General features: G+C 40.5%; 5 protein-coding genes. All 5 read left to right on the forward strand.

Annotation, left to right across the window (positions count from 1 at the left end; genetic code table 11):
• The first annotated feature begins 834 nt into the window (after nucleotides 1-834).
• The 5 genes from KXD93_RS14335 to KXD93_RS14355 all read left to right on the forward strand — a co-directional run bounded on the left by KXD93_RS14335 (nucleotide 835) and on the right by KXD93_RS14355 (nucleotide 12,723).
• Nucleotides 835-4,950, forward strand: coding sequence for a hybrid sensor histidine kinase/response regulator transcription factor (locus KXD93_RS14335; RefSeq protein WP_258137836.1), 4,116 nt, complete (start codon nucleotides 835-837; stop codon nucleotides 4,948-4,950).
• 576 nt (nucleotides 4,951-5,526) lie between these two features.
• On the forward strand, nucleotides 5,527-8,727 hold the full coding sequence (locus KXD93_RS14340; RefSeq protein ID WP_258137837.1) for a SusC/RagA family TonB-linked outer membrane protein: 3,201 nt from the start codon (nucleotides 5,527-5,529) through the stop codon (nucleotides 8,725-8,727).
• 31 nt (nucleotides 8,728-8,758) lie between these two features.
• Nucleotides 8,759-10,375 carry a RagB/SusD family nutrient uptake outer membrane protein gene (locus KXD93_RS14345; protein ID WP_258137838.1) on the forward strand — a complete coding sequence of 539 codons (1,617 nt, stop codon included), beginning with the start codon at nucleotides 8,759-8,761 and terminating at the stop codon, nucleotides 10,373-10,375.
• A gap of 54 nt (nucleotides 10,376-10,429) precedes the next feature.
• Complete coding sequence (locus tag KXD93_RS14350; protein ID WP_258137839.1) at nucleotides 10,430-11,917, forward strand: glycan-binding surface protein; 1,488 nt, start codon at nucleotides 10,430-10,432, stop codon at nucleotides 11,915-11,917.
• Between the two features lie 254 nt (nucleotides 11,918-12,171).
• Nucleotides 12,172-12,723 (forward strand): hypothetical protein, encoded by a 552-nt coding sequence (locus KXD93_RS14355; RefSeq protein WP_258137841.1) that lies wholly within the window; start codon nucleotides 12,172-12,174, stop codon nucleotides 12,721-12,723.
• Nucleotides 12,724-13,651: the final 928 nt, after the last annotated feature.

Consider the following 13,651-nt stretch of genomic DNA (forward strand, 5'->3'; position numbering starts at 1 on the left):
GGCATAAAAACCGCGTTTCGCGGTAACAATACCGGTTAAAACGACTAATAATAAGGCAGTTACTATCCCTAACAGGGATGAGTCTAACATTAGTTTCATTTTTCAATAAGAATAAAACAGGTCTGGACCGGTTTATTTGTTTAATTGGTTAAACTACCTTTTTCGCCCTGCGAAAAAGGTAGTTAATAAAAAAGTGCGCTTTAAAATCAGCCAACACAACGGTTGGAATGACTGCAAATCTCTTTAGTAATATTTTTGCTAAGCATTGGGTTATTAACCTGGCGGTAAAATTATAAAAGAGAAAAATGGGCGATGGGTAAAAAAGTCAGAAAATAGAGAGTGAAATGTTAACCTAAGCCGCAGCTGTAATAACATAACTAACTGATTTTGATCGCCTGTAATTTTTTATAGGCAGCAGTTTGTGTGCCGCGAATCTTCTTTTTCTGGAAGGTTTTGGTGGGTTTTTCAACAGGACCGGCAACTGGTTGGATCTTTCATCCTGCTGTGTATATTTTATAACGGTTACGGTTTTATCGAATGTGTTTTATCCGCTGGTAGTTATTATTTTTTGCGTGTTGCCTATCCAAACAATTTCGGTCCTGGCGGTTCTGTCTTTTCCCGATCAATTCGTCAAAGCATCGAAATATGACAGCCATATTTTTATTTTGATAATCCATTTATTTAATAATTTTACGTAAATTTTCATGTAAAATATAAAATTAAAGCTTATCTATTTTATTGTGCTAAATTGCCAGCTTCTGTAACAAATAGATTACTTTAGTATACTGCCATGCAAGTTACACTATTAACTTTCGGCCTTTCAACAATACCTTGATGCGCGCAAAATTTTATTTTCTTCTTGCAGTCATATCATTTTTAGCATATATAAATGCTTTTGCGCAAAACAGCCAGTACCAGTTTTCACGGCTCAACATAAGCAACGGGCTGTCGCACAACCAGGTCACCTGCATTTTTAAGGATTCTGAGGGCTTCATGTGGTTCGGCACGCCTTCGGGACTTAACCGTTATGACGGTTATACTTTTAAAGTATTCAAGCACGACGTAAATAACAAAAACTCCATTAATGACGGCTTCATAAATAATATTTTTGAAGGGCCTGACAAAAAATTATGGATAACAACCCCGAGTGGATATTCCTTTTATGATCCCGAAACGGAGCAGTTTAATAATGATGTATCGTCAGCGATCGATTCTTTCAAACTTCCGGGGTATCCGTTCGCTTCCAAGATACTTCACAACGGCAAAGGCGACTTTTGGTTTTTATGTTCTGGGTCTGGCCTTTGCAGGTATAATGAGCTGAAAAAAAAAGCCACGCGTTATTATCATAGTCATAATTCCAATCCATCTTTATATTCAAGTTTTGTTACAGACATGGTGCAGGATACAACCGGCAATATATGGCTTGCTTATGACGACGGCGTAATAGAGCTATTTGATGTAAAACGCAATGCAATTACGTACCATACAGATATTTTTAAAAAAGCTGCTAATAATAAGGGTAGGGACTACTCGATAACTATTGACAGTGACGGCGATCTCTGGGTGTTTACCCCCAACATGGATTCCGGCGTGTATTATTACAGCCGACGAACAGGACGGTTTAGGTACATCACAAAAGAATCGTCAGAAACACCGCTTACATCGAACATCATCACTAGTATTATTCAGGCCGACGACGGCCTCATGTGGATCTCTACTGATCATGGCGGCATAAACTTATTGGATAAAAAAAGCGGGAAAATTACTTATTTACTAAATAGGGAAGATGACCCAAAATCATTGGGACAAAATACTGTAACGCTTTACAAAGACAACACAGGCATTATGTGGGCCCGTACGCTTAAAGAGGGCGTAAGTTATTATCATAAGAATATAATCAGGTTCCCGTTGTACAGGCACTTTGCTTCAGATCCCGCGAGTGTTGGTTTTGAAGATGTTAATAAATTTGTTGAAGATAAAAACGGTAACTTATGGATTGGGACCAATGGAGGCGGTTTAATTTATTTTGATCGCAAAACAGGCAAGTTTACCCAGTACAAACACGATCGGGGAAACACGAACAGCCTCAGCAATGATATTATTGTAAGCTTATGTATTGACCATGATCAGCAACTATGGATAGGTACCTATTTTGGGGGGCTGGATCATTTTGACGGAAGAAAATTTATTCACTACAAACATAATGACAAGGTGCCGACGAGCATTGCTGATGACCGGGTATGGAATATCCTGGAAGATTCATCGAACCGGTTATGGATAGGCACTTTTGGGGCGGGGTTGCAAATATTTGACAGAGACAAAAAAATATTTTCCCCTCCCATTAAACAAACGGATATCAGGGCGCCTTTAATATCCGCACTCTTTGAGGACACCAAAGGTAATCTTTGGGTAGGAGGATACTTTGGGATAGATAAAATATTAAAAAATGGACGTCGCGTTATACATTATAATAAAAAGAAAAATGACCCTAATGGTTTGATCAGTGATGACATCCATAGTATCACGCAGGACAGCCGGGGCCTAATGTGGATAGCGACAAGGGACGGACTAAGCATATTGAACGCCGAAACCAATCGTTTTATCTCGCTGACGAAAAAGGACGGGTTGCCCGACAACCAGGTTTTGAATGTATTGGAAGATAACAGGGGCGCCATGTGGCTAAGTACAGCAAACGGGCTGGGCCGGATAACGTTGCCCCCGGGCAATGGCACCTATAAGTTTCAATTTGAAAACTTTGATGAAACAGATGGCCTGCAGGGCAAAGAGTTCAGTTTAAATGCGGCCTTAAAAACCAATAAAGGGGAATTGGTATTTGGCGGCTCGCACGGCTTCAATATTTTCGACCCACTAAGTATACATCTGAATATCGATGAGCCTAAATTAATTTTCACCGATTTTCAGCTATTCAACAAAAGTATAGCAGCCAATGAAGAAGTTGACGGCCATGTCATATTACCTAAAGCAATCTCGGCCACACAGGAGATAACGCTGAATCACAGCGAAAATGTATTTACTATTGAATTTGCCGCCTTAAATTTCTTTAACCCCAATAAAATAACGCATCAGTATATGATGGAAGGTTTTGATAAAGGGTGGCTTACCGCAGACTATGCTACCCGGAAGGCTACCTACACCAACCTTGATGGAGGCAATTATATTTTTAAGGTACGGGCCATTGGCCAGGAGGGAAAATGGAAACCCAGCTATATAAAATTAAAAATTAAAGTATTGCCCCCGTTCTGGAAATCGCCAATCGCCTATGTTATGTATGTTTTCTCCATCATAGCGATATTATATTACATCCGCAAACAAGGCATTAAAAAGATCGAAACCCGGTTTGAGATCGAGCGTGAGCGAAAGGAAGCACAGGATAAGCACGAACTGGATGTGATGAAAATAGATTTTTTTACCAACGTTAGTCACGAATTCAGAACGCCTATCGCCTTGATTATGGCACCAGTTGAAACGTTGTTAAAACAGGCCGATGATAATTATAGTCGGCGAAAGCTTCAATTGATCCACGAAAATTCTAAGCGGCTGCTTAATATGATTAACCAGCTATTGGATTTTAGTAAAATGACAGTAAAAAAACTTCAGCTTGACCTGCGTGAAGCCGATATCATTAAAATTATTAAAGAAGCATGCGACTTATTTACCGATCTGGCGGATAAAAAACATATCAGTTTTTTATTTAAGTGTGATACTGATTCGGGATTTGCTTTTTTTGATCAGGATAAAATTGAAAGAATACTTTTTAACCTGCTTTCAAATGCATTTAAGTTTACCCCTGACTCCGGTAACGTAGCAGTTGAAGCAAAGTTGTTGGAATCCAATAGCGTGGAAATGACTTTACTTGAAATTAAGGTAATAGATTCAGGTGTCGGTATTCCGGCTGAAAAACACAATAAAATATTTGAGCGGTTTTTTCAGAATGACATGCCCCCTTCGTTAATCAACCAGGGAAGTGGTATTGGCTTGTCAATTACTAAAGAGTTTGTTGACCTGATGGGTGGCGCCATTTCTGTCGAAAGCGAATATGGAAAAGGGAGTTGTTTTATTGTGCGGCTGCCATTAAAGATATCCCCCCAAAATAATTTTACCGGTATTGAAAATGCCCCCGAAGAAGTGGAAACCCCTAAGCCCGACAGGCCAAGTCAGGAAAAACGCAATAAAAATATTACCATTTTAATTGTAGAGGATAATTCCGATTTCAGGGCCTGTCTAAAAGATGATCTTAAGCATTCATATGGTATTGCTGAAGCCGTAAATGGTAAAGACGGCTGGCAAAAGGCACTGGCTTTACATCCCGATCTGATCATAAGTGATATTAACATGGCAGAAATTGATGGTATTAATTTTTGTAAAAAGATCCGCGGCGATAAACGCACCGAACATATACCATTTATATTAATTACCGCCTTTACCGGCGATGAAAAGCAACTGGCCGGTTTGGAGACCGGGGCGAATGACTACCTTTCCAAGCCTTTTAATTTTGACATATTACGCTTTAAGGTTCATAACTTGCTTAAAAATCAACAGGTAGTAAAAGAAACATATCAAAGGCAAATTGAAGCGAAACCGGGCGATTTGGAAATCGAAACTCCCGATACGAAATTTATGAAAAAGTTATTGACGGTAATTGAAGAGAATATTCCAAATACCAACTTTTCAGTTGAATTGCTAAGCAGTCAGATGAATATGAGCCGTACAGCATTATATAATAAAGTTTTTAATCTTTCTGGCAAAACCCCGGTTGAGTTTATTAGGTCGGTAAGGTTAAAAAGAGCAGTACAATTCCTACTTACAAAACAATTCACCATAGCCGAAACCGCCTATGAGGTAGGTTTCAATGATGCGAAATATTTTTCTAAAGTATTTAAAGAAGAATTTTCGATGACACCTTCCGAGTACCTGGAAAGTATAGATTGATTTTCTCACATAAATCCCACTAATTCAAATAGTTTATAGTTTCGAAAAAAAACTGCCTTTTGCAAAGGGTCAGCGTAATTTTTATTTTTCATTTTTTTGTTAAATATCTGATTATCAATTATTTGATTTTTAGTAAGATTGACATTTTTCACACCAATCACCCACATTAGCACACCCGGCGATCTAGGCTTGCAGGTAACTTTACCCCAATATAATACGTCCCAACTTATTATATGTAAACCAAGATTTATAAACCAATTATTTTGATTATGCCTAAAAAACGCCATTTACACGTTTATCGGTTTTTTGATTTTTTCACCCTGCAGGAATGTTTTTACTTGAGAGTTTTCCCGCTTTAGGGTAGCCTCAATATAAAGCCTTTTTGATACGAGCGGATAATTGCACCGCCTGGCTTTTTGGCAGTACACCTGGTTGAGACATTAAATAATATTGAACAACAAATTTCAAACCCAATAAAGACCACCCTATTAGACTATGAAGAAAAACCGAGATTAAAAACCTAACAAACACCAAAAATGAACCAATTATTAAAAAACATTAAAACTCCTTTATAAGATGGATGAAAATTTACAAAGAAGAATGAAGTATGGTATTTCGTTATTTATAGCAAGCATGTTGCTATGTTTTTCAAGCTATGCGCAAAGCCTCCGTATATCCGGAAAGATAACAAGCGCCGACAACGCTGATCCGATGATGGGGGTTAGTATTCAAGTCAAAGGGGCTTCAACCGCGGCCATGTCTGCTATTGATGGCAGTTATGTAATAACAGCAAAGCAGGGCGATATACTCGTCTTTAGTTATTTAGGTTATACACCTCAGCAAGTAACAGTTGGAAAATCCGACAAAATAGATGTTAAGTTGAGTTCAACATCCAGTAACTTAAACGAAGTGGTTGTTATTGGTTATGGCAAACCGATAGCCAGAAAAGACGGTACGGGCTCTATAAGTTCAATATCGGGGAAAGACCTGCGTCAAACCCAACCAACTACATTTGACCAGGCCCTGCAGGGTAAAGTTGCAGGCGTTGTGGTACAGCAGATATCGGGCCAACCCGGCGGCGGCGTGTCTATTCAAATACGTGGTGTGTCGTCAATAACCGGCGCTAATGCGCCATTGTACGTAATAGATGGTATCATTATTCCACCGGTCGGCGATCCCGGGAATGGTTCTAATCCATTAAATTCTATCAATCCTAATGATATTGAATCGATAGATGTATTGAAGGATGCTTCGGCAACAGCCATATACGGTTCGCAGGCAACCAATGGTGTAGTTATTATCACTACAAAAAGGGGTAAAGCCGGTGCGCCGCAGATAGCTTATGATTTCTATGCCGGTTTCCAGGAAATAGCAAAGCGGATGCCCACGGTGAATTTGCCGCAGTTTGCGTCTATCATTAACGACCGGTCTGTTGCCTGGGGCTTTGATTTCAGGCCCCAATTTGCCAATCCTCAATATTTAGGCCCTGGTACCGACTGGCAAAGTGCATTATTCCGGAGAGCGCCGGAGATGAGCCACGAAATTACTGTAAGCGGTGGAGACGACAAAACCAATTATTTACTGTCAGCCGGGTATTTTGACCAGGTAGGGATAGCCCTTGGCTCTGATTTTAAAAGATACTCGGTACGGCTGAATCTGGACAATAAAACAACTAAATGGCTAAAAATAGGGACAAGCCTTCAGTTGACGCATATTGATGAAAATGTAGCTGCGACCGGTCAAAGTGTAATCAATACCGCGCTAAGCGTTACCCCTGATATTGCGGTAGTCAACCAAGACGGCTCCTATGGTGGTCAAACCGACCCCAACGGTTGGGTAGCAGCTTTTCCCAACCCGGTGGCATTAGCAAAAATTATCAAAGACCAAAGAAAGAGGAATCAAGTATTCGGCAATGTATATGCCGAAATACAGTTGGCAAGAGAACTGTCACTACGGAGTGAGGTATCCGGTAACTTCGATTTTGGTACAGAAGATAGGTTTTCACCAACTTTTAAATTTGGTAGAAATAACGTCAGCCAAAACTATGGTTCCACTTTTTGGAGCCAAAATATTTATATGGTAGTGCGCAACTTTTTAAATTACTATCATAATTTCAAAAATGTTCATATCGATGCTACAGCAGGGCACGAAGCGCAGGCGGGCACTTTCGGATATGTTAGCGCCGGGCGAAGGAATTTTGCTTCAGACAATGTACAGGCGATTGATGCCGGTGAATATACCACGGCCACAAACTCCGGCAATAATTCACAATCGAACCCTACCGGCGGCTCTGGACAGGAATCCTGGTTCGGCCGTGTCAATGTTTCCTTGAAAGACAGATACACGCTAACAGGCAACGTACGGAATGATGGTTCTTCGAATTTTGCGCCTGGCAATCGTTGGGTTACTACCTATTCGGGTGGATTCGCCTGGAAAATTAATAACGAGGCATTTTTGAAAAATGTGAAGGCTGTTAATGAATTGAAACTTAGGCTTGGTTATGGGGTGACTAACAACCAGGGCATACCGGGCAATACCTATATAACCCAACTTAGCACGGTTGAAAGTAGCTTATCAGGTACAGCACAGTTTCAAAGCAATATGGCAAATCCGGATGTGAAGTGGGAAAAAACACATTATTATAATGCAGGAATTGACGCAACAATTTTTAATGGGCGGTTAAGTTTTACACTCGATGTTTATGACCGCGAAGTACACGGCCTCTTATTACAGGTGCCGCTTCCGGAATACTCTGGTACTGTAGCGGGTTGGGGGCCGGGGTCCATGCAAGCGCCTTATGCCAATGTCGGCTCGCTAAGCAACAAAGGGGTCGACTTCCAGATCAACTCTACCAATATTAGTTCTAAAAATTTTAGCTGGAAAACCGCTTTTACCATATCGCGGAATATTAATAAAGTGACCAGTTTAGGTGCTGGTGGAGCCCAGGCTAACTTAAGCGAGAAAACTTATCTTCCACAGGTTAACGACATAATTGAAAAAACAGTGGTGGGCCAGCCCATTGGCGAATTTTATGGCTATGTATTTGACGGAATTTTTTCAAAGCCAAGTGATTTTCAAACACATGCCCGGCCTGCTGACGCGAACGGTAAACCCTATCCGATTTCTGCAGCAGGCGGAGGTATCTGGTACGGCGACGCTATGTTTAAAGACCGGAATGGCGATGGTATTATCGACTCAAGGGACGAAACCTTTTTGGGCTCGCCACTCCCAAAATTCCAGTACGGTATCAATAATACATTTACCTACAAAAATTTCGATTTGAATATTTTCTTCAGCGGCAGCTATGGCAACAAGGTATTCAATCAAATGGCTGTACCGGAAAACGATCCGCAAAATAATGGCACTTTTTTTACATCGGTATTGAACTATGCACATTTGGCTTTGGTAGATCCCAGCGGCTCTGCATCCGATGTTAACAATGTTTATGTTACCAACCCAAAAACAACGATTATAGGTTTGAGAAATGATAATACCAACGGTAATTTCCGTCCTAATAGTTTGATGTTTGAGGATGCTTCATACCTGCGTTGCAAAAATATTACACTAGGTTACAAGTTTTCACCAAACCTTTTGTCAAAAATAGGCGTGAATTCAGCTAGGGTGTTCGCTACTGTGGCTAATGTATTTGTAATTACAAAATATAAGGGCATGGATCCTGAGATAGGCTCGTGGAACCCGCTTCAGGCAGGATGGGACGGCGGTTATTATCCGCAGCCGAGGATATTTACCATGGGGGCAAACATAACCGTAAAATAATAAAACAATTATCGATTTAAAATATATGTTTATGAAATCAATTCACAAAATCATCATCATCATCCTGCTATTTGCAGCCGCAATAGCCGGATGTAAAAAGAGTTTTTTGGACCGTCCGTCCAACTCGCAGATCAATTCTGCTAAATTTTATAAAACCACTTCCGATTTACGGCTGGCTACGGCAAGCCTGTACGGCGGTGCCACCTGGTGGCAATTTAGCAATGAGGCCTGGATACAACTTGGCGACGTATTGGCTGGTAACGGCAGTTTTCCGTATAATGGCGATTTGGTACAGCTTTTTACACGTACCGTTACCAGCTCAAATAATCTTGTGACCAATGGCTGGGTTGGCTTGTACAATTGTATAGCGCAATGTAATGGCGTTATTAATGCTATACAGCTATATGCGCCTTCGTCCATTTCGGTAAAAGACAAAAATGCGGCTATAGCCGAGGCAAGGTTTATTCGTGCCGTAGCTTATTATCACCTGGCGATTTATTTTGGAGACGTGCCAATTATCGAAGATAACAGCAAACTGCTAAAAAATCCGCTGCTTAACCGCAATATTGTTTCGGATGTCTATAAATTCGTTGCCAACGACCTGACTTATGCAGCAAATAATCTTCCAAAAACGGATGACAAAGGCCGGGTAACTACCTGGTCGGCACAAGGGATGCTGGGCAAGGTGTATTTAACAATGGCAGGTTTAGGCAAAAGTGGCGGGAACCGCGACCAGAAATTGCTTGACAGTGCCATAAAGTACGCCGGCAATGTGTGTAATAATAGCAATTTAAAGCTTTTTGGGCAGCTTGATGCGAACCATCAAGGTTATTATGACTATTTCAGGCCGGTAAACAACGATAACCCTGAATCATTATTTTCTTTACAATGGGTTGGGGGCGTGGGTTATGGACAGGGCAACGCCATACAACTCCTTTTTTCGCCAAATTCAATACTTACCCCTCAACGGGGAGGCGCATGGGAGCCCCTGCAGCCAACCTACGATTTGTACCTGAATTATTCGCATCAAGATTCCATACGCCGCAAAGCTACTTTTATGCTCACAGGGGATCGTTATCCGGAATTAGATCAAATCGATGGTGGTTATCATGCAACCGATCCGGGCTTGAAGAAACACGTCATTGGCACCGAAAAAGATAACGGTTTTCCATCAATGGATGCCTGGTCGGATATTGAACACAATACAATTCTTAGGTTGGCCGATGTGTACCTGGTGTATGCCGAGGCGCTTCTTGGGAATAATTCAAGTATCGCCGGTGGGGATGCCATTAAATATTTCAACCTGGTGCGGACAAGGGCAGGCGTAGATCCTGTTACGACGCTGGACGCTACAACACTGCGTAAAGAAAGAAGAATTGAACTTGCTTATGAAGGGCAATACTGGCCAGACCTGGTTAGGTTTTCTTATTATGATCCGGCTAATGCCGTACAGTTCGTTAATAGTGCGGATGTTAATCATGCCCGTATTTCGTTTACTTATGACACGCTAACGAAAGTTGCTAAAAGGGATACTACTGCCCCGCCAACTGCGCTTCCTGCAACCATAAGTTCATTTAGGCTGCCAATTCCGGCATCTGAGATGGTCTCCGACCCTAAATTGTTGGATCCACCGGTACCTTATTATTAATTATTGGTTATTAATTATTAGTTATTAATTATTAACATTTAAAAATATATTAACATGAAAAAAAATTTAGACATCCGCTTGTATTTATTGCCGCTATTACTGATGGTGGTGGCTTTATTGCCAGCTTGTAAAAAAAACACAGAGGGTTCTAACCCACCGGTAATTACGGCCGTTAGGACTTATGTTCATTCACCAAATGACACTGTTTTAACCAGTGCCGTTCCAACCAGCCAATGGGTGGTGATAACCGGGCAGAATTTAAAAACTACAACCCGAATAGAATTTGACGGTGTGCCCGCAACTTTCAATTCTGTATTATTTGCGGATAAAAGCCTCGTTGTGCAAATTCCCGGGATAAAGTATTCAACTGTTGACACCAGCAAGCTGTATACCGTAAAGGTTACAACAGCAGGGGGGGTCGCCACGTTTAATTTTAAACTGGGTCCGCCAGCAGCTGTTGTTTGGGGCCTTTCAGATGCATTTGCCGCCCCGGGCGATTCGGTTTATCTTTTTGGTGGGAATTTACTATTTGTAAAGACCTTGACGTATGCAGGACTTCCCGTTCCACACTTTAATACGACTTTGTCCGGAGACACTATTAGCTTTGTGATGCCGAGTGGAGTACAAAGCACCAAGCAGGTAGTAGTAACGACTAAAGGTTTTACGGCCACGTATACCATAACTACGAACCCAGTCATTTATGGCATTTCCTACGTTAATCCCAAACTTGGTGATTCGGTTTATGTTTATGGTGCTTACCTTAAGGGTATCCAGTCAATTTCTTTTGGCGGTGCTACTATTACTAATTTCACAGAAGGTCCACGTGGCGCTTATGTTAAGTTTTCGGCTCCAGATGAGAACAGCTACTCAAGTGGACCAGTGACCATTGTTACCAGTTCTGGAACGGCTGCTACTTTTAATAAAGTAAATACTCAAAATAACGATAAAGTAGGTCTTTTAGGAGATTTTGAGTGGGGTGATAATTTTGGTTTTGGCTGGGCGCCAAATGAAAATTTAAATGGGCCTTGGAACACTCACGAATTTGATGGTTCGATGGGAAGAGACTATAGTCAGTTTATGTCTATTGATAATCCTGTTTTAGCTGGCGGTGCAAGTGCGTTCTTCCCATTGGGTAGTTCTAATACGGGTAATCACTGGGTACCTGTGGCAAATATTACAGATCCTCCTGCAAACTGGGCTTTTCAATTTGACATAAGTGTGGCTAAGCCATGGAAAGGGGGTACTCTTCTTATAAAAACTAGATCTGCAGGTGACAAGTTTGTTGCGCGTTATGAGCCATGGAAAAATAGTAAGGTTGCTTTTCAAACGAAAGGTTGGGAAACCGTAACTATTCCTTTATCTGAATTCAGATCAACAGTTGACCAATTAGGGGATGGTGGATCACTTATTCAAATAAGCGATTTATTAGGGTCTACTGGTGCGGGTCCTTATGATATGTACCTTGAAAATTTCAGTACTTCGCCAACTGCAACTGGTTTTTATGTCGCTATTGACAATATTAGGTGTGTAAAAATTAAATAACCTACAGCCCCACGGCAGCAGCTGCTGTGGGGCTTTTTAACTAAATAAAATTGAGGCACAAAGATCTGGCAGAAGCCCTTAATGCTATGCACTCTAAGGTGAACCCACCTTGAAAGTGGTAAAATAAGTGAATGTCAAATAACAAAGTGAAGAGGTTTAAACACCAATACCTAAAACTATTTGTACCAATTTTTTCAAACAAATAATGAACAATTTTTAAACAATAATTAATAATAATTTAAAACTCAAGTAAAATGAAAAAAATCGCACTATTATTTTTTGCTCTAACAACAGGGATATTAGCCAAAGCACAGCAAACTGTGTATTCCGAAAATTTTGAATCAAATGTTGCCTACGTTAGTGATGCCTATATGTATTCATTTGCACCATCTACAAAGGCAGGAACATGGAATGGTGGAGTAAATTTAAAAACCGCTGGTGATGCCAATATAAATTTGCGTCAAGGTTGGGGTAACGGATTTCTATTGAAAATAGAATTCAAAGGTGCTGCTGTTACCATACCTAATATCAATGTGGCTGGTTATACAAATTTAAGCCTGTCTTATAATTTTGTTGTTGAAGATGGAGGAGGTGCTGTAAAACCAAAAATTGAAGCAAGTATTGATGGCGGTGCTTCTTGGGTAACTCTACCTACAGTTGCCAGTGGTGGAGGGTGGAATGCAGAAACAAAATCGGTTGCTTTGCCTTTAGGAAATTATAAAACAATAAGCCTCAGAATGAATCCTAATACTGAGACTGCTAATGCTATAATGTTTGATAATTTTATAATTACTGGAACGAAGTAAGCCTGGCGGCTGAATCGAACCAATCATGTGACAATTCAATTAAGGTTTATCCAAATTCTATTTGTTAACGAATTTAAAGGTGAAGCTGTAAATTCTGATCAACCATTTTGTGTTTCCATTTTTGATATACTTTGGAAGAAAAGTAGAGACAATAAAATTTTAAGCTAATTGTCAATGGGATCTTCAATGAAATCAGGATTGTATATAGTTCAGATTGAAGGAGTAAAATCAAATTACTCAAAATCATTTAAGTTGGTTAAAAATAAATCACTGAATTTTTTATATGCAGGGCAGACGCATTACTATTGAGCCAGACCGCAACCCCACCTTTGGAGAAGAGGATGTGATCGATTCTGAATTCCAAAAGGATAAAACAGAAGTTTGTTGATAAAGGTATCCCTGTGGTGCTGGGTGAATATGGAACCTGGAGACGGACTCCGGAACCAACACGGGTAATCCTAAGGATATGCCGATGCACAACAGGTCTGTGGATTACTGCTAACTTATTCGACCAAAACTATGAGAGCGAATGGTCTTTTACCCTTCTGGTGGGAGGTAGGTCAAGCTTTAGACAGAAAAAATAATGTGGTTAAGGACCAGCGGATGCTAAATGCCATTATTGCAGGATATAAGTAAAAAATAATGTTTGCAGATAGGAGAATGCCATTGATTATGGGCGAATTTATTACTGACCATCAATCTGTTAAATTAAAAGGATATCCGGCCGATCCGTTTTATTGCCGGTAAGTTCTTAGAGGCATTTTTTAAATTATTTAACAAAAGGCCAAAGCAAATAATGTGCTGCCGTTTTTATGGCCAGCAACGTATTTGACCGGGCAACTAATACTGCAGGAAGTAAGCAAATATTAGATTCGCTGAAAAAACGTGCAGGGCTTAGATAGGCAGATTTAGTTAGTATAAACCGTTC

This window comes from Mucilaginibacter phenanthrenivorans, assembly GCF_024721155.1.
In the GTDB taxonomy this organism is placed as follows: domain Bacteria; phylum Bacteroidota; class Bacteroidia; order Sphingobacteriales; family Sphingobacteriaceae; genus Mucilaginibacter; species Mucilaginibacter phenanthrenivorans.

Bases quoted from the DNA above. Each gene is read 5' to 3' on its own strand.
- KXD93_RS14350 (WP_258137839.1), top strand. From the start codon at position 10,430: ATGAAAAAAAATTTAGACATCCGCTTGTATTTATTGCCGCTATTACTG.
- KXD93_RS14345 (WP_258137838.1), top strand. From the start codon at position 8,759: ATGAAATCAATTCACAAAATCATCATCATCATCCTGCTATTTGCAGCC.
- KXD93_RS14340 (WP_258137837.1), top strand. From the start codon at position 5,527: ATGGATGAAAATTTACAAAGAAGAATGAAGTATGGTATTTCGTTATTT.
- KXD93_RS14355 (WP_258137841.1), top strand. From the start codon at position 12,172: ATGAAAAAAATCGCACTATTATTTTTTGCTCTAACAACAGGGATATTA.
- KXD93_RS14335 (WP_258137836.1), top strand. From the start codon at position 835: ATGCGCGCAAAATTTTATTTTCTTCTTGCAGTCATATCATTTTTAGCA.